The sequence below is a fragment of the Streptomyces sp. NPDC025721 genome, assembly GCF_055558595.1.
This window is the reverse complement of record NZ_JBVHMF010000023.1, coordinates 101,703-118,337: the sequence shown is the minus strand read 5'-3', so window position 1 is coordinate 118,337 and position 16,635 is coordinate 101,703. Positions and strand designations below refer to the sequence as shown.

At 73.3% G+C, this 16,635-nt stretch carries 15 protein-coding genes and 1 pseudogene; 3 read left to right on the top strand and 13 right to left on the bottom strand.

What is annotated here, in order from left to right:
- Positions 1–228: 228 nt before the first annotated feature.
- The gene (locus ACZ4EF_RS27615) at positions 229–423 is read right to left on the bottom strand and encodes a hypothetical protein (RefSeq protein ID WP_355346115.1); all 195 of its coding nucleotides are present in this window, start codon (positions 421–423) and stop codon (positions 229–231) included.
- A gap of 203 nt (positions 424–626) precedes the next feature.
- Between ACZ4EF_RS27615 and ACZ4EF_RS27610 the strand changes: the two genes are divergently transcribed.
- On the top strand, positions 627–1,109 hold the full coding sequence (locus ACZ4EF_RS27610; RefSeq protein WP_355346118.1) for a TM2 domain-containing protein: 483 nt from the start codon (positions 627–629) through the stop codon (positions 1,107–1,109).
- On the top strand, positions 1,102–1,551 hold the full coding sequence (locus ACZ4EF_RS27605) for a DUF2752 domain-containing protein (RefSeq protein ID WP_391041513.1): 450 nt from the start codon (positions 1,102–1,104) through the stop codon (positions 1,549–1,551). Before ACZ4EF_RS27610 ends, ACZ4EF_RS27605 begins: the two co-directional genes overlap by 8 nt.
- 122 nt (positions 1,552–1,673) lie before the next feature.
- Here the strand turns inward: ACZ4EF_RS27605 and ACZ4EF_RS27600 are convergent, their stop codons facing one another.
- The 5 genes from ACZ4EF_RS27600 to bldG all read right to left on the bottom strand — a co-directional run bounded on the left by ACZ4EF_RS27600 (position 1,674) and on the right by bldG (position 7,766).
- Positions 1,674–3,218 carry a DUF7059 domain-containing protein gene (locus tag ACZ4EF_RS27600; RefSeq protein ID WP_391041515.1) on the bottom strand — a complete coding sequence of 515 codons (1,545 nt, stop codon included), beginning with the start codon at positions 3,216–3,218 and terminating at the stop codon, positions 1,674–1,676.
- 187 nt (positions 3,219–3,405) lie between these two features.
- Positions 3,406–3,981 carry a small secreted protein gene (locus ACZ4EF_RS27595; RefSeq protein ID WP_355346124.1) on the bottom strand — a complete coding sequence of 192 codons (576 nt, stop codon included), beginning with the start codon at positions 3,979–3,981 and terminating at the stop codon, positions 3,406–3,408.
- Between the two features lie 212 nt (positions 3,982–4,193).
- Complete coding sequence (locus ACZ4EF_RS27590; RefSeq protein ID WP_402712751.1) at positions 4,194–6,581, bottom strand: sodium-translocating pyrophosphatase; 2,388 nt, start codon at positions 6,579–6,581, stop codon at positions 4,194–4,196.
- Positions 6,582–6,931: 350 nt separating this feature from the next.
- Positions 6,932–7,345 carry an ATP-binding protein gene (locus ACZ4EF_RS27585; protein ID WP_355346130.1) on the bottom strand — a complete coding sequence of 138 codons (414 nt, stop codon included), beginning with the start codon at positions 7,343–7,345 and terminating at the stop codon, positions 6,932–6,934.
- 79 nt (positions 7,346–7,424) lie between these two features.
- Entirely contained in the window at positions 7,425–7,766 is a 342-nt protein-coding gene (bldG, locus tag ACZ4EF_RS27580; RefSeq protein ID WP_031520166.1) for an anti-sigma factor antagonist BldG, read from the bottom strand.
- A gap of 160 nt (positions 7,767–7,926) precedes the next feature.
- Between bldG and ACZ4EF_RS27575 the strand changes: the two genes are divergently transcribed.
- The gene (locus ACZ4EF_RS27575; RefSeq protein ID WP_467506753.1) at positions 7,927–10,575 is read left to right on the top strand and encodes a DEAD/DEAH box helicase; all 2,649 of its coding nucleotides are present in this window, start codon (positions 7,927–7,929) and stop codon (positions 10,573–10,575) included.
- A gap of 72 nt (positions 10,576–10,647) precedes the next feature.
- Here ACZ4EF_RS27575 and ACZ4EF_RS27570 read toward each other — a convergent pair.
- From ACZ4EF_RS27570 to ssd, 7 genes and pseudogenes are all read right to left on the bottom strand, one after another.
- A pseudogene (locus ACZ4EF_RS27570) lies at positions 10,648–10,833 on the bottom strand (Rv3654c family TadE-like protein); the annotation flags it as partial.
- Positions 10,834–10,895: 62 nt separating this feature from the next.
- Positions 10,896–11,267, bottom strand: a complete 372-nt coding sequence (locus ACZ4EF_RS27565) for a TadE family type IV pilus minor pilin (protein WP_467506751.1) — start codon at positions 11,265–11,267, stop codon at positions 10,896–10,898.
- Positions 11,254–11,637: a DUF4244 domain-containing protein gene (locus tag ACZ4EF_RS27560; protein WP_467506749.1), complete on the bottom strand. Its 384-nt coding sequence runs from the start codon at positions 11,635–11,637 to the stop codon at positions 11,254–11,256. Before ACZ4EF_RS27560 ends, ACZ4EF_RS27565 begins: the two co-directional genes overlap by 14 nt.
- 137 nt (positions 11,638–11,774) lie before the next feature.
- Entirely contained in the window at positions 11,775–12,578 is an 804-nt protein-coding gene (locus ACZ4EF_RS27555) for a type II secretion system F family protein (RefSeq protein ID WP_467506747.1), read from the bottom strand.
- Complete coding sequence (locus ACZ4EF_RS27550; RefSeq protein WP_467506745.1) at positions 12,575–13,795, bottom strand: type II secretion system F family protein; 1,221 nt, start codon at positions 13,793–13,795, stop codon at positions 12,575–12,577. Before ACZ4EF_RS27550 ends, ACZ4EF_RS27555 begins: the two co-directional genes overlap by 4 nt.
- A 277-nt stretch (positions 13,796–14,072) precedes the next feature.
- The gene (locus ACZ4EF_RS27545; RefSeq protein ID WP_401305940.1) at positions 14,073–15,227 is read right to left on the bottom strand and encodes a TadA family conjugal transfer-associated ATPase; all 1,155 of its coding nucleotides are present in this window, start codon (positions 15,225–15,227) and stop codon (positions 14,073–14,075) included.
- A complete protein-coding gene (ssd, locus tag ACZ4EF_RS27540; RefSeq protein WP_467506743.1) occupies positions 15,224–16,333 on the bottom strand; it encodes a septum site-determining protein Ssd in 1,110 nt (369 codons plus the stop codon). Before ssd ends, ACZ4EF_RS27545 begins: the two co-directional genes overlap by 4 nt.
- Between the last annotated feature and the right edge of the window lie 302 nt (positions 16,334–16,635).

Below are 16,635 nucleotides of genomic sequence, written 5' to 3'. Positions count from 1 at the left end.
CTTCTCTCCCGGTCGAAGGTGTGTCGCTGCGGAGTGTGACCGTACCTCCCTGTCCCGTGTCAAACGGGAAAAGTCCACAACGCCACTGGAACGGTAACCCGACAACCGGTCTGTCTGCCGCATGGACGGCCGCTCCGGTCGGTTTCCCGGAGGGGCGCGGGGGCGCGTTCCCGGGGGCGCGTGCGTGATTTCACGCACGTCAGGAGGGTCGGGGAAGGGCGGTGGCGGTCAGACCTGTGTGAGACACCAGACGCCGGTGAGGAGCGCGACCGCGCCGAAGAAAATGGACATGACAGTTGCGGCGGTGGATCCCGCGGCCGTCACGGGCTGCCGGGCGCGCAGCCGGGCGGCCGTCCAGAGCAGGAGCGCGGCCCCGAAGACGGCGAAGACCGTTCCGGCGAAGAGTGCGGGCACCCGCTCCATGCGTCCCCTCGTCCCGTCTCGTCCTGTCCAGGTGTGTGCTCCCGGACGCTGCCACGCCAGGGCGTCCGGCACGCGAACCACGGGTGAACACAGGTCTCCGCTCCCAGGGGGTGGGACGCGGCGGGGGCCGTCCTGCAAAGATGTCCGGCAACGACCGGTACACAACAAGACGTTCAACGACGTTCAGCACAGGGGGACGGGGCATGTCCGACCAGAATCCGTACGGCCAGAATCCGTACGGTGACAAGCCGCAGGGCGACAATCCGTACGGGGAGCAGCAGCCCGGGGGCCAGCCCGGATACGGATACCCGCAGCAGCCCGGGGGCCAGGCTCCCGGTTACGGCTACCCGCCCCAGGGCGGCGGCCAGGCACCCGGTTACGGCTACCCGCCGCAAGGCGGCGGGTACGCGCCGCCCGGTGCCGCGTACGCCGCGGACCCGTCCGCGCCGTACGGCTACGACCCCTACGGGCGGCCGTACTCGGACAAGTCCAAGGTGGTCGCGGGAGTGCTTCAGCTCTTCCTCGGCAGCTTCGGCGTGGGCCGTTTCTACACCGGGCACACCGGCATGGCGCTGGGGCAGCTCTTCACGTGCGGCGGCTGCGGCATCTGGGCGCTGATCGACGGCATCATGCTGCTGGCCGGGGACAACCCGACCGACGCGCAGGGCCGGGTGCTGCGTGGCTGACGGAGTCCGTCGGCCACAGGTCGGCGCTCCCCCGGTCTCCCCGGGGGCGCGCCGCCCGTCGGCGGTTCTCGGCCACCCGGCCACCGCTCCCCTGGCGACGCTCGCCGCCGGGGTGGCGGGCGCCGTCTATCTCTACGGCACCGACCCGCACCAGCCGGGCCACTGGCTGCCGCGCTGCCCGTTCAACTGGGCGACCGGGCTGCTCTGCCCGGCCTGCGGCGGTACGCGCATGGTGTACGACCTGATGCACGGCGACGTGGGGCGCGCCTTCCACGACAACGCCGTCCTGCTGCTGGCCGCGCCCCTGGCGCTGTGGCTGTGCGGGCGCTGGATGGTCGAGGGGCTGCGCGGCCGTCGCCGGCGGCTGGTGGTGAGCCCGCGGGTGTCACTGGCCGTGCTGTGCGTGGCCGTGACGTGGACGGTTGTCCGCAACGTGTTCTGACGCGTCGTCCGCTCCACCGCGCGTCAGTCCGCCGGGCCCCTTCTCCGAGGCGTCCCCGGGCCGCTCGTCAAGCCGCTCGCCAGGCCACTCCCCGCGTCACTCCGCCGCGTCACTCCACCGGGTCACTCCACCGGGTCGAGGAACCCCTGTTCCACCAGCAGCCGGATCGACTCCGGCGTGCGGTCGCGCAGCACCACCGGGTCCTCGCCGAGCAGCTGCGCGATGGCGTCCACGATCCGCCCCGCGGTCAGCGTCCCGTCGCAGACGCCCGCGAAGCCCGCGCCCACCGTGTCGACCTTCGTCGCGCGCCGCATACCGCGGGCCGCGCGCAGCACCACGTGCTCCGGGTCCTCGGCGCCCGGCAGCCCCACCTGCTCCTGCACCACCCCGTCGCCGAGCGCGAAACGGGAGCTGAGCAGCGCCGCGTCGTCATGGGTGCGCAGGAAGTCCTGGCGGTCGAACCACCCGGCGATGTGCGGGCCGAGCGGCTGCTCCACGGGGTGCGGCCACTCCTCCGCGGTGATCACGGGCTGGTCCGCGCCGGACTTGCGCAGCGTGATCCAGCCGAAGCCGACGCCGTTCACCTTGCGCTGCTCGAACTCGTCGAGCCACGCGTCGTAGCGGGCGGCGTACGTGGCCGGATCCGTACGGTGGTCGCCGCCGTCGCGCAGCCACAGCTCGGCGTACTGCGTGACGTCCTGGACCTCGCGCTGCACGATCCAGGCGTCGCAGCCGCGCGGGATCCACGAGACCAGGCGCTCGCGCCAGTCCTGGCCCTCGGTGTGCTGCCAGTTGGCGAGGAGCTGGCAGTAGCCGCCGTCGTTGAGATGGTCTGCCGACTGCTGCACCAGGGTGCGGCACAGGTCGTCGCCCGCCATACCGCCGTCCCGGTAGGTGAAGCGCCCGCTCGGGGAGATCACGAAGGGCGGGTTGGACACGATCAGGTCGAAGCGCTCGTCGCGGACCGGCTCGAAGAGGCTGCCCTCGCGCAGGTCGGGTTCGCGGGCGCCGGACAGCGCGAGGGTGAGCCGGGCGAAGTGCAGGGCGCGCGGATTGACGTCGGTCGCCGTGACGCGGGTGGCGTGCCGGGAGGCGTGCAGCGCCTGGATGCCGGAGCCGGTGCCGAGGTCCAGGGCGCTGCCGACCGGCTCGCGCACGGTCAGCCCGGCCAGCGTCGTGGAGGCGCCGCCGACGCCGAGCACCAGGTCGGCCCGGTCGACGCCGGGCGTGCTCTCCCCGTCGGTCCCGGTACCGGTGCCGATACCGCCCGCGCCGCCGACCGCGCAGCCGAGGTCGGAGACGATCCACCAGTCCGCGCCCTCCTCACCGGCGTACGGGCGTACGTCCACGGTGGCGCGTACGTCGTCGCCGTCGCGCGCCAGCCAGCCGTCGGTCGCGTAGTCGTCGATCCGGGGCAGGGCGGCGCGGGCGCGCGCGTAGGACACGGGGCGTTGCAGGAGGAAGAGCCTGACCAGGGTCTCCAGGGGGCTGCCGCCACGGGTGGCGCGCAGGGCGGGGACGGTCTCGGCCCGGGAGAGGGCCGCGTAGGCGGCGGCTCCGAGGAGGTCGAGACAGCCGTCCGCGGTGAAGGCTGCGGCGCGCAGGTCGTCGCGCAGGGACGGGGCGTTCCGGGCGGCGGGGAGGAGGGGCGTACTCACACCGGCCATTGTCGCGGAATCGCCGCGGCCCGGCGCCCCTTGTTCGGGGCGGCGGGCCGTGGCGTATCGGACAGCGGGGGTGCTACGGGGGCGCTACGGGGGCGCGGTCGTGGGCGAGGGGCCTTCGTGGGCGCGGTCCGGTGGCCACGGGCCCGGGGCCGGGGGCCCGGGGCCGGGGCCTGAGGGGGCCGGGGGCCTACGACGCCGACGGTGAGGCCGAGGAGGAGCCGGACGCCTGCTTGCAGCCGGGCTGCTTGGCCATGGCCTTGCCGACATCGCCCTGGCGGAGCGAGTCGAGGGCCTGCTCGCCGTTCTGGCTGACCTTGCCCAGCGAGTTGGAGACGCCCTTGAGGCCGTCCGCGAACTTCGCCTGGTCGCTGGTGTCGAGCCCGTCGACCTGCTTCTTGAGCGTCCCGTACTGGGTGGACAGGCCGTTGAGGTCGTTCACCGCGTCCTGCTGGATCTTCGCACCGTCCTTGACCGGCGGGGCGCCGGCCTTGCTGACGATGTCGGCGAGCGACTTGTACGCCTCGGAGATCGACTGGAAGGCGGCGGAGTCGGCGGACTTGACGTCCTGGGGCTTGCCGTTGCTGTTCACCTGGGTGATCGCCGTGTTGGCGTCGTTGATCTTCTTGGTCTGGGCCGCGGCCTGGTCGCAGACGCCCTTAGCCCAGTTGTCCAGCTTCTTGTTGGAGTCGTCGCTGCACCCCGACAGCGCGAGCAGCATGACCGCACCGGAGAGCGCGGCCAGGAGCTTCTTGTTCACCTTCACCGGATGGGTCCCTTCCGTGGCCTTACGGCCCCGGAACATACACGGCTGACGGGTGGTCACCGTGAATCCGTGAGGTGATTCGTCCGACATTCAAGCCATTCGCACTAAGGTGCGGTGGGCGACCGCACACGTACCGGATCACGTACGGTCGCCCACCGGGCCCTCGGCGGACCGGAACCCTTGACGGGCCCGGCCCTTGACGGTGCGTCGGATCAGGCCACTGCGGCCGTGTCCGGGGTGCGGGTCCCGGTGTCCCCGCCGTCGCCGTCCTCGTCGCCCTCCATCGCGATGCCGCGCCGCTTGGAGATGTAGACCGCGATGACGATGACGGCGATCGAGACCACCGCGACGGTGACGCGTACGCCGAGATTCGCGTCCACGCCGTAGCTGAACTTGACCACCGCGGGGGCGATCAGCAGCGCCACCAGGTTCATCACCTTCAGCAGCGGGTTGATGGCCGGGCCCGCGGTGTCCTTGAACGGGTCGCCGACCGTGTCGCCGATGACGGTCGCGGCGTGGGCCTCGCTGCCCTTGCCGCCGTAGTGGCCGTCCTCGACGAGTTTCTTGGCGTTGTCCCAGGCGCCGCCGGAGTTGGCCAGGAACACCGCCATCAGCGTGCCCGCGCCGATCGCGCCCGCCAGGTACGAGGCGAGCGAGCCGACGCCGAAGGTGAAGCCGACCGCCACGGGCGCGAGGACGGCGAGCAGGCCGGGGGTGGCCAGTTCGCGCAGCGCGTCCTTGGTGCAGATGTCGACCACCCTTCCGTACTCGGGCAGTTCGGTGCCGTCCATGATCCCCGGGTGTTCGCGGAACTGCCTGCGCACCTCGTAGACCACCGAACCCGCTGACCGGGAGACGGCGTTGATGGCGAGGCCGGAGAAGAGGAAGACGACGGCCGCGCCGAGCAGCAGCCCGACCAGGTTGTTGGGCTGGGAGATGTCCAGGGACAGCCAGCGGGCGTCGGAGGCCGCTGGATGGGCCTTGGCGACGGCGGTGTCGATGGCCTCCTTGAACGAGCCGAACAGGGCGGTGGCGGCCAGTACCGCGGTGGCGATGGCGATGCCCTTGGTGATGGCCTTGGTGGTGTTGCCGACGGCGTCGAGGTCGGTGAGCACCTGGGCGCCCTCGCCGTGCACGTCGCCGGACATCTCGGCGATGCCCTGCGCGTTGTCGGAGACGGGTCCGAAGGTGTCCATGGCGACGATGACGCCGACGGTGGTCAGCAGGCCGGTGCCCGCCAGCGCGACCGCGAACAGCGCGAGCCAGACGGAGGTCCCGCCGAGCAGGAAGGCGCCGTAGACGGACAGGCCGATCAGCACCGCCGAGTAGACCGCGGACTCCAGTCCGAGTGAGATCCCGGACAGGATGACGGTGGCGGGGCCGGTCAGCGAGGTCTTGCCGATGTCGCGGACCGGGCGCCTGGTGGTCTCGGTGAAGTAGCCGGTGAGCTGCTGGATCACCGCGGCCAGCACGATGCCGATGGCGACGGCGACCATCGCCAGGGTGCGCGGGTCACCTGCGTGGCCGGAGATGTCGCTGTCGACGCCCTTGAGGTCGGCGTAGGAGGACGGCAGGTAGGTGTAGACGGCGATGGCGACGCCGATCAGGGAGATGACCGCGGAGATGAAGAAGCCGCGGTTGATGGCCGTCATGCCGCTGCGGTCGCTGCGGCGGGGGGAGACCGCGAAGATGCCGACCATGGCGGTGAGGACGCCGATCGCCGGGATGAGCAGCGGGAAGGCGAGGCCGGAGTCGCCGAAGGTCACCTTGCCGAGGATCAGCGCGGCGACCAGGGTGACGGCGTACGACTCGAAGAGGTCGGCCGCCATGCCCGCGCAGTCGCCGACGTTGTCACCGACGTTGTCGGCGATGGTCGCGGCGTTGCGCGGGTCGTCCTCGGGGATGCCCTTCTCGACCTTGCCGACCAGGTCGGCGCCGACGTCGGCCGCCTTGGTGAAGATGCCGCCGCCGACGCGCATGAACATCGCCAGCAGCGCCGCGCCGAATCCGAATCCTTCGAGCACCTTGGGCGCGTCGGCCTTGTAGATCAGGACGACGGCGGACGCGCCGAGCAGGCCGAGGCCCACGGTGAACATGCCGACGACGCCGCCGGTCCTGAACGCGATCCGCATCGCCCGGTGCGACACGTCGGTCAGGTCGGCCGGGGGTTCGCCGGGTGCCGGTGTCGCCGATCTGGCCGCGGCGGCGACCCGCACATTGCTGCGGACCGCCAGCCACATTCCGACATATCCGGTGACCGCGGAGAACACGGCGCCCACGAGAAAGAAGATCGACCGGCCGATCCGCTGCGAAGTGGTGTCCGAGGGCAGCAGCATGAGCAGGAAGAACGCCACCACGGCGAAAATTCCCAGAGTACGGAACTGCCGTGCGAGGTAGGCGTTGGCGCCTTCCTGCACGGCAGCCGCGATTTTCTTCATGCTGTCGGTGCCCTCGTCCGCTGCGAGCACTTGACGTACCAACACCGCGGCGAGCGCGAGTGCGCCCAGTGCGACGACGGCGATGATCCATACGAGGAGACGATTTCCGTCGGTCAGTACCGGTGTCGCGGCAAGCGTGTGAGGGGTAAGTGGCCCCGCCATTCGTCCTCCTTGACGTTTGGCGCATGGGCGTGCGGCTTCACGGCTCGACAAGCCGCAACGCTCAGGCGAGCTGAGCAAGATGGACGGATTGTAGGGAGCCGCAGCACTTCAAAACAGGGTGCCGCGTCGAAAAAGGATATTCGTGAACGCGGCGTTCGCCTGTGAACAGGAGTGAGTGTCGCCTGTGATCAGGCGAGAAAGATGATCTGAGGGGCGGCCGGGGGCCGCGTCGCGCTCAGAACGGTGTGCCGGTCTGGCCGGGCCGCCGGTCGAGCCAGTGCGCCGGTCGAGCGGGTCCGCCGGTCGAGAGGGCCCCCGGTCCACGGTCGGACGGGCGGGACGGGCTACGGTCAGACGGGCGGGACGATCGGCCAGCTCATGCGGATCACACCGCCGGTGGCGGTCTCGGTGACCTCGACGTCGTCGACCAGGCCACTGATCACGGCGAGGCCCATCTCGCCCTCGTCGCTCAGCTCGTCACCCGCGGCGTCGGACGCGGAGCCCGAGGCGTTGCCCGGGACCTCGTCGGCGACCTCGATGGAGAACTTCTTCTCCTCCTCGGTCAGCATCACCCGGACCGGTTCTTCCACACCGTTGCCACGGTGCAGACCCACCGCGCGGCTGCACGCCTCGCCCACCGCGAGCCGTACTTCGTCCAGAACCGCCTCGTCCACCCCCGCCCGGCGCGCCACCGCCGCCGCTACGAGCCGTGCTGTTCGCACATGCTCCGGCTGGGCGCTGAAGAGCAGTTCTACGGTGGGCATGGCCTCCCCTTCGGTCCTTTGGGTGGGCATCACGGGGGCCCGGACGGTGATCCCGTCCGGTACCCCTCGACGGCGATCGTCAGTCGGTCGCCGCGACAGCCTCGTCGACCGAGGTGTGAATCGGGAACACCTTGGTCAGACCGGTGATACGGAAAATCTTCAGGATGCGCTCCTGGTTGCACACCAGTCGCAGCGATCCTTCATGAGCACGCACCCGCTTCAGCCCGCCGACGAGCACACCCAGGCCGGTGGAGTCGAGGAAGTCCACTCCCTCCATGTCCACGACCAGGTGGTAACTCCCGTCGTTCACAAGCTCCACAAGCTGTTCCCGCAGCTTGGGCGCGGTGTACACATCAATCTCGCCGCCGACTTCGACGATCGTACGATCGCCGACGGTTCGGGTCGACAGGGACAGGTCCACGGATCCTCCAGCACCTTGCATCGACGCGGCGCCCCCCTGGGGCCCCCACCAGAAGGTAGGGGACGGATCGACGGCCGCGATGGCATTCAATCACTTCGCAGCGGGCGAGCACGACGCCTTACTGCGATTGTCCGTCACGCCGGTGACACACTGAGTGCCGATGGCCCAGGATCATCTTCCGCAGTCGGCGCACGGCCGCCCGTCCCCCCGAACCGCTTTGGAGCGGCTCGCCAGGGGGGCAGACCGAGCCGCGCGCATCACCCATACGGAGCACCTGCCCCCGCGGGTCGGCCGCCATGCCTCCTGGCCCGACACGATCAGAAGCGAGGTCGTGGACGCGATCCGCGCGGCCGGGATCGACCGTCCCTGGGAGCACCAGGCGCTGGCCGCGGGCCACGCGGCGCGCGGCGAGTCGGTGGTGGTGGCCACCGGAACCGCCTCCGGGAAGTCGCTGGCGTATCTGGCACCGGTGCTCAGCGCCCTGCTGGACGGCTCCGAGGCGCCGAACGGCCGGGGCGCCACCGCGCTCTACCTGTCCCCCACCAAGGCCCTGGCCGCCGACCAGCGCCGCGCCGTCACCCGCCTCGCCGCGCCCCTGGGCACCGCGATCCGCCCCGCGGTCTACGACGGCGACACCCCCGTCGAGGAACGCGAGTGGGTCCGGCAGTACGCCACCTATGTGCTCACCAACCCCGACATGCTGCACCGCGGCATCCTGCCCGGCCACGCCCGCTGGGCCTCCTTCCTGCGCCAGCTGCGCTACGTGGTGATCGACGAGTGCCACACCTACCGCGGTGTCTTCGGCTCGCACGTCGCCCAGGTGCTGCGACGCCTGCGCCGGGTCTGCGCGCGGTACGGGGCCGAGCCGGTGTTCGTGCTCGCCTCCGCGACGGCCGCGGACCCGGCGCGGGCCGCCTCCCGGCTCACCGGGGTGCCGGTGGCCGAAGTGACCGAGGACACGTCGCCGCGCGGCGGCCTGGCCTTCGCGCTGTGGGAGCCGCCGCTGACCGAGCTGTCCGGCGAGCACGGCGCTCCCGTGCGCCGCACCGCGACCGCCGAGACCGCGGAACTCCTCACCGACCTGGTCGTCCAGGGCGTGCGCAGCGTGGCCTTCGTCCGCTCCCGGCGCGGCGCGGAACTGGTCGCCCTGATCGCCCAGGAGCGCCTGGCCGAGATCGACCCCTCGCTTCCCGGGCGGGTCGCCGCCTACCGCGGCGGCTACCTCGCCGACGAGCGCCGGGCCCTGGAACGCGACCTGCACTCCGGCCGCCTGCTCGGCCTCGCCTCCACCTCCGCCCTCGAACTGGGCGTGGACATCTCCGGCCTCGACGCGGTCCTGCTGGCCGGCTACCCGGGCACGCGGGCCTCCCTGTGGCAGCAGGCGGGCCGCGCCGGACGGACCGGACAGGGCGCGCTGGCGATCATGGTCGGCCGGGACGACCCGCTGGACACGTATCTCGTCCACCACCCCGAGGCGATCTTCGAGCAGCCCGTCGAGAGCACCGTCCTGGACCCGGACAATCCCTACGTGCTGGCCCCGCACCTGTGCGCCGCCGCGGCCGAGCTGCCGCTCACCGACGACGACCTCGTCCTGTTCGGCCCCGAGGCGGCGTCGCTGATGCCGCAGCTGGAGAAGCGCGGGCTGCTGCGCCGGCGCGCCTCCGGCTGGTACTGGACCCGCCGGGAGCGGGCCGCGGACCTCACCGACATCCGCGGCGAGGGCGGCAGTCCCGTGCAGGTCGTGGAGACGGCGACCGGACGGCTGCTGGGCACGGTGGACGCCTCCTCGGCGCACACCGCCGTCCACGACGGCGCCGTCCACCTCCACCAGGGCCGCACCTACCTGGTCAAGCGGCTCGACCTGGAGGACGGCGTGGCGCTGGTCGAACCCGCCGACCCGTCCTACTCCACGATGGCCCGCGACACCACCGACATCCGGGTGCTCAGCGGCGACCTGGAGGAGCCGTGGGGCGAGGCGCGGATCCACTTCGGCTCCGTCGAGGTGACCCACCAGGTGGTGTCCTTCCTGCGCCGCAAGCTGATCACCGGTGAGATCCTCGGCGAGACCAAGCTCGACCTGCCTCCGCGCACCCTGCGCACCCGGGCCGTGTGGTGGACCGTCACGGACGCGCAGCTGGACGCCGCCCGGATCCACCCCGAGGAGCTGCCCGGCGCCCTGCACGCCGCCGAGCACGCCGCGATCGGTCTCCTCCCGCTCTTCGCGACCTGCGACCGCTGGGACATCGGCGGGGTCTCCATACCCCTGCACGCCGACACCGGCCTGCCCACCGTCTTCGTCTACGACGGCCACCCCGGCGGCGCGGGCTTCGCCGAACGCGCCTTCCACACCGCCCGCACCTGGCTCACCGCCACCCGCGAGGCCATCGCCTCCTGCGAATGCGAATTCGGCTGCCCCTCCTGCGTCCAGTCCCCCAAGTGCGGCAACGGCAACGACCCCCTGGACAAGGCCGCCGCCGTCCGCCTCCTGGACTGCCTGCTGACGGCGGGCGCCGCCGAGGACGGTGATGGGGCCGGGGCCGCTGACGGCGCCGGGGCCGGTCCTGAGGCGGGGGCCGGGTCCGGGGCCGAGACCGGTCCCGGGGCCGCGCCTGAGGCGGGGGACAGGCCCGGGTCCGGGGCCGAGACCGGTCCCGAGGCCGCGCCTGAGGCGGGGGACGGCGCCGGGGCCGGGCATGAGGCCGGTCATGAGGCAGGGGACGGGGCCGGGTCCTGGGCCGAGACCGGTCCTGAGGCCGCGCCCGGTGCCGCCGACGGCGGCCGGGCCGGGGTCGGGACCGGGGTCGAGTGACGGTCCCGCGCGGGACCGCACACGGGCGCCGTCGACCTCCGCCGTGACGTCGGAGATCTCGCCCGCCACCACGCAGCTCACCAGCCGGGCGCCCTGCGCCGCCGCCACCTCGGCCGCCAGCCCGCAGGCCCGCGTACGGCCCTCCAGCGCGTGGTCGGCCGCGGCGAGCGCCGCCAGATCCGCGGCGCCGCCCGCCCGGTGCCGGGCGATGACCGCCTCGTCCATGAAGAGCACGGCGGCGAAGACCGCGCCCAGCACGGCGATCAGCCCCAGTGACCACACGGTGGCGGAGCCCCGGTCCCCGCGGGGCGCGGGGGCCTTCACGGCTGCCCACCCCCGCCCACGGCGTCCTCGGCGAGCGCGACCGCCTCGGCCCGCAGGGTGACGGGGAAGCGCGGCGCCGGGACGGTGACGCGGACCCGGATCAGGTCGCCCGACCGCTCCACGCCGACCCGCGCTCCGGACGGCGCGGCCTCCCGCGCCACCCGCAGCACCTCGCCCGGCGCCTCGGAGCGCGCCGCGGCACGCGCCCCAGCCCGCGCCGCGTCCACGCACCGCACCTGCGCCGCGGCCGCCATCAGGCCCCAGATCAGGGCGGCGGTGAGCGCCACCAGCATCGGGATCACCATGGCGGCCTCCGCCGTCACATACCCCTGGTCGCGCGGCGAGCGGCCCCGCTCAGAACGGCACATGGAGTGCCTTCACGATCACGCCGGTCAACGCCGAGCGCACCGGCCCGCTCGTCACGATCTTGTAGAGCACCGCCGCGAACCCGCACGCCGCGATCGTCCCCACCGCGTACTCGGCCGTGCTCATCCCCGCCTCCGCCGCCGTACGGCTCATGTCCCTGTACCGCGCCGCCCTCCGCCGCATCCGGGCGACCCACCGCCGCCGCTCGGCCCGCGCCAGGCGAACCGCGCGCGGCACCGGCGGCACCCGGAGCGCGGGCGGAGCCGAGGCCCTCGCACCGGGCGGGTTCTTCGAGTTGATCGCGTTGATCGAGTTCGCCAGGGCCGGCTGGGCCGTCCGGGCGAGGTGCTGGTCCATCGTCTGATGCGTCATCGGGATCTCCTGGTGTCGTGGATGTGCCTGTGGGTGTGCGTGTGGACATGGCTGTTCGAGTCGTTCGCATCGGGTGGTGCGTCGGGCGCGGGCAGTCCGGGGCGGGGGTGTCAGCCCGTGCGGTCCGGGGCGGGGTGTCAGCCCGTGCGGCCGAGGACGGTGCCCGCCAGGCCCATCACCACGGGGGCGACGCCGACCAATAGGAAGGCCGGGAGGAAGCAGACCCCCAGGGGGGCGGTGGCGTGCACCGCGGCCCGCCGGGCCCTGGCGAGCGCCGAACGGGCGTACGCGGCCCGGTAGTCCGCGGCCAGCCGGGACATCTCCGCGACCGGTGCGCTGCCCGTCGTGGAGGCGCGGGCCAGGCAGCGCCCCATCTCGCGGGCGGCGGGCAGCCGTCCGAACCGCTGCCAGCACTCCGCCGGGTCGCCGCCCAGCCGCAGCTCGGCCCTGACCCGTATCAGCGCGGTCCCGAGTGGCCCGGCCAACGACCGGCCCACGGCGCCCGCCGCTTCTCCGGGTGACGCCCCGGCGGCGAGGCAGGCGGCCATCAGGTCCGCGCAGAGCGGGAGTTCCGACGGATCGGGCTTCTCGTCCGCCTCGGAGCTCTCTGTGGCGTTCTGCCGCCCCCGGAGTGATCTCCTGACCCCGAGGGCCGTGAGGACCCCCACCAGGCCGCCCAGCACCCCGCTGATCAACGTCGCGGCCCCCAGCCCGGCCGCGACCGGCGGACCCCAGTCGCGCAGCGGTCCCCTGAGCCGCCGCAGCGCCCGCCGCGGGGACCTCCGGGACTGCCCGGTCCCCAGCGCCACGCGCAGCCGTCGCGTCGCCGCTTTCTCCCTCCGCGCCTCGGCCAGCGCCCCGCCGACGGCGGCCACCGCAGCCGCCACCAACGCGAGCACCACGAGGGCTGTCCCCAGGCTGTGGACACTCCCGGCGGTCACGGCCGCCCCCGGTCCCGCGACCCCGCCGGGGTCGCCGCCTTTCCCCGGCCGACCGTCGCGGTCTCAAGCACCGCGCCACCGGCCGCTGGAGAGCCGCCCCCCGAGGAACCGTCCCTCACGGAAACGGCGGCCGTCGAAGCGCCCTTCGCAGGACCGGGGGGCCGAGTTCTGGCCGCCGTCGGTCCGCCCTCCGCCGCGCGGATGATCCGCGCCGTCCACGCGAGCCCCACCCATTCCAGGCAGCCGCCCGTGACCAGGCAGAGCAGTCCCGCCGGGGTGTGCAGCAGCACTCTTGAGGGGTCGGCGCCCAGGCCCGCGCCGAGCACGACGCCGAACAGCGGCAGCAGCGCGAGCAGCACCGACGTGGACCTCGGACCCGCCAACTGGGCGCGCAGGTCGTCGCGTTGATCGGCGTCCGCCCGTAGCGCCGCGGCGACCCGGTCGAGCGCGGCGGCCAGTCCGGCACCGCCGTCCACCGCGACCTGCCAGCAGGCGGCGACCGCGGCGAGCCCGTGCGTCCCCGCGCCGAGCCGGGACGCCTCCCGCAGCGCGTGCGGCACGTCGCCGCCGAATCTGGCCGCCGACAGCACCATTCGTGCCGCGTCGGCGAGGTCGGGCGAGGCGGGCCAGCCCGCCGACTCGACCGCGTCGGTCAGCGCCGCGTGCGGTGGCCGTCCGGCCCTGAGGTCTCCGGCCACGGTGCCGCACAGCGCGCTCACCGCGACCGCCCGGCGCTCGGCCGCCGCCCGCTCGCCCCGCCGTCGCAACGCCCGCCCCACCAGCGGCACCGCCACGGCGCCCGCGACCACCGGCAGTACCGATCCCGTCAGCAGCCCCAGCCCACCGCCCACCGGCAGGCACACCGCCTCGGGCCCGACCCGGCCGCGCCGACCGGCGAACCGTGCGGCGATCCGCAGCGGCTCCCACGCCCGGCGACGGCCCGCCGTCCGTCCGTCGCGCCACCGCGCAAGCCGGATCGCCCACTCGCGGCGAGCCGTCTCCCCCGCCTTCCTCAGCCGTGCCAGCGGATTCGCCCGCTGCTCGCCGGTAACCGGCCCCCGCTCGCCCTCCCCCGCCTCTTCAGGTCCTGCTCCGATGAGCAGATCGCGCGCCCGGCGGCGGGGATCGGAGGTGCGGCAGCGCGTCACGAGGAGGGCCAGGGCAGCACAGAGGGCAGCGGCCCACACGACCGAGGGCTGAAAGGCCGCCGCGCTCATGACGCACCTGCCCGGCGATGTCCGATCCCCGGCTCACGGCCCGGACCGCGGCACCAGCGAACCCCCGCCCCCGCCAGAACAGCACGCCAGGTGGCAGCCCGCATGACCGAGGGTGGACAGACCGGGGCGCTCATGACGCACCCGCCCAGCGATGCCCGACCCGCAGCTCGCAGCCCAGGCCAGGAGGATTCGAGGCGCGCCAGCGAAGCCCCGCGAGCAACAGAAACACCACGCCGGGCGGCAGCCCGCACGACATCAGGTTGAGAAAGCAGGGCGCTCATGACGCACCCGCCGAGCACAGTGCCGCCAACCGGTCCCAGCCGGGGCCGCGTTCGTGGTGGCCGCGGGCGTCGCGGAGCAGGGCGGGCACGGTGGCGACCAGGCCGTCGGAGCCGCGCTTGAGTACGTGGATCTCGGCGAGGCGGCGCAGGCCGGAGTTGTCGCGGACGAGGTGGATGACGACGGCGAGTGCGGCGGCCAACTGGCTGTGCAGGGCGGCCCGGTCGAGGCCCGCGGTGGAGCCGAGGGCTTCGAGGCGGGCCGGGACGTCGGCGGCGGCGTTGGCGTGGACGGTGCCGCAGCCGCCTTCGTGGCCGGTGTTCAGCGCGCTCAGCAGGTCGGTGACCTCGGCGCCGCGGACCTCGCCGACCACGAGCCGGTCGGGGCGCATGCGCAGCGCCTGGCGGACGAGGTCCCGCAGGGTGACGTGTCCCGCGCCCTCCTGGTTGGCGGGGCGGGTCTCCAGGCGGACGACGTGCGGGTGGTCGGGGCGCAACTCGGCGGAGTCCTCGGCCAGGACGATGCGGGCCGCGGGGTCGACGAGGCCGAGCAGGCAGCTCAGGAGTGTGGTCTTGCCCGACCCGGTGCCGCCGCTGATCATGAACGACAGCCGGGCGTCGAGGACCGCGCGCAGCAGCCGGGCGGTCTCGGTGTCGAGCGTTCCGGCCGCGCCGAGTTCGGCGAGGGTGAAGGCGCGGGCCCGCACCACGCGCAGCGACAGGCACGGCGAGCCGACCACGACCGGCGGCAGGACGGCGTGCAGCCGGGTGCCGTCGGGCAGTCGGGCGTCGACCCACGGGTGGGCGTCGTCCAGGCGGCGGCCGGCGGTGGTCGCGAGGCGCTGGGCGAGCCTGCGCACGGCCGTGGTGTCGGTGAAGCGGACGGCGGCGCGTTCGAGACCGCTGCCGCGGTCGATCCACACCTGGTCGGGTGCGTTGACGAGGATGTCGGTGACGGCGGGGTCGGCGAGCAGCGGCTCCAGCGGGCCCACGCCGACGAGTTCGGAACGCAGTGCCGCGACCACGTCGAGGACTTCGCTGTCGCCGAGCAGGCGTCCACGGGCGCGCAGTGCCGCGGCCACGCGTGCCGGGGTGGGTTCGCCGCCGTGTTCCGCCAGGTGCAGCCGTACGGCGTCGAGGAGTTCGGCGTTCATACCGTCACGCTCCCGCCACTGGGCTGGGCCTGGGCGAGGAAGGCGGCGCAGAAGCGGGCGAGCGGGCCGCGGCTCGCGGAGCCCGGTGGTCCGCTGCCGGACAGGGCGTCCGACAAGCCTGGTTCCGGAGGGAGTTGGCCCGCCAGCGGCAGGCCGACGAGACGGGCGATCTCGTCGTCGGTGAGGCCAGAGTCGAAGGGGCCGCGGGCGACGACGCGCAGGTCCTTGAGGACCATGCCGACCGCCGCGGCGACGCGGGTGGCCGCGGCGACCGCCCGCAACTCTGCGGGTACGACGAGGAGTCCGACGTCGATCTGCGCGAGGGTCTCGGCGACCGCGTCGTCCACGCGCCGTGGCAGGTCGACCACGACGACTCCGCCGCGGCGGCGGGCCGCGCCGAGCACGGACCGCATGGCCTGGGGCGGGATGAGCACGGAATCGCCGCGGTCCCAGCTCAGGACGCTCAACGCGTCGAGCCTGGGCAGGGATTCCTCCAGTGCCCCGCTGTTGACGCGGCCCCGTGAGTCGGCGAGGTCGGGCCAGCGCAGGCCGCCGACGCGCTCGGCGCCGAGCAGGATGTCGAGGCCGCCGCCGAGCGGATCGCCGTCGATGAGCATGGTGCGCCTGCCCGTACCGGCCGCGGTGACGGCGAGCGCGCAGGCCAACGTGCTGGCGCCCGCGCCGCCCCGGCCGCCCACCACCCCTACGGTCAGGGCGGGTTCGCTCACGCCTTCGGCGATGTCGGCGATGCGGTCGACCAGCCAGGTCTCGGCGTCGGGCAGGAAGAGGACATGGTCGGCGCCGATCGCGACGGCTCTGCGCCACACGTCGTGGTCGTGCAGATCACGCCCGACGACCAGAACTCCCTTGCGGCGGACGGTGTCCTGGACCCGCGAGGTGGCCTCGGCGCCGACCAGGACGAGGGGCGCGGTGTCCCAACTCGTCGCGCGCGGGGGCGCGGTGAAGACCACCTCCGGTTCGGTACCGGCCGCGGCGCACAGCCGCAGCAGGTCGTCGAGGAGCGTTTCGTCCTCGGTGACAATCAGCGGGCCGGCCGGCCCTTCGATGGCGGTCGGCCGCTGGTCGGGTGTCGTCGATCCCGTCATTTCCTGTCCCCCGTCGCTTCTGACGCGAGCACCGGTGTGCATCGCCTGGGATCAGGTTGGGGCAGACAGGAGAATTGAGATGATCTTGGTCGGAATCTGTGGACAACTCAGCGATTGTGGATAACTCCGCCACTCTCACGGGTGAGTTCGCCGACGCCTGGCAACGATTACGGACCGTCACACGTCGTACGCATCACAGCCGTGCCGCACGCGAGGGGGAACGACATGAGGATGCGAGTGGAAGGACGTCGCGAGAACCGGGAAAAGGCATCCGGACATGCGACGACCCCCGCCGGGGGGGA

Bases quoted from the DNA above. Each gene is read 5' to 3' on its own strand.
- ACZ4EF_RS27565 (WP_467506751.1), bottom strand. From the start codon at position 11,267: ATGTGCCGTTCTGAGCGGGGCCGCTCGCCGCGCGACCAGGGGTATGTG.
- ACZ4EF_RS27560 (WP_467506749.1), bottom strand. From the start codon at position 11,637: ATGACGCATCAGACGATGGACCAGCACCTCGCCCGGACGGCCCAGCCG.
- ACZ4EF_RS27550 (WP_467506745.1), bottom strand. From the start codon at position 13,795: ATGAGCGCGGCGGCCTTTCAGCCCTCGGTCGTGTGGGCCGCTGCCCTC.
- ssd (WP_467506743.1), bottom strand. From the start codon at position 16,333: ATGACGGGATCGACGACACCCGACCAGCGGCCGACCGCCATCGAAGGG.
- ACZ4EF_RS27575 (WP_467506753.1), top strand. From the start codon at position 7,927: ATGGCCCAGGATCATCTTCCGCAGTCGGCGCACGGCCGCCCGTCCCCC.
- ACZ4EF_RS27600 (WP_391041515.1), bottom strand. From the start codon at position 3,218: ATGGCCGGTGTGAGTACGCCCCTCCTCCCCGCCGCCCGGAACGCCCCG.
- ACZ4EF_RS27585 (WP_355346130.1), bottom strand. From the start codon at position 7,345: ATGCCCACCGTAGAACTGCTCTTCAGCGCCCAGCCGGAGCATGTGCGA.
- ACZ4EF_RS27610 (WP_355346118.1), top strand. From the start codon at position 627: ATGTCCGACCAGAATCCGTACGGCCAGAATCCGTACGGTGACAAGCCG.
- ACZ4EF_RS27545 (WP_401305940.1), bottom strand. From the start codon at position 15,227: ATGAACGCCGAACTCCTCGACGCCGTACGGCTGCACCTGGCGGAACAC.
- ACZ4EF_RS27590 (WP_402712751.1), bottom strand. From the start codon at position 6,581: ATGGCGGGGCCACTTACCCCTCACACGCTTGCCGCGACACCGGTACTG.
- ACZ4EF_RS27615 (WP_355346115.1), bottom strand. From the start codon at position 423: ATGGAGCGGGTGCCCGCACTCTTCGCCGGAACGGTCTTCGCCGTCTTC.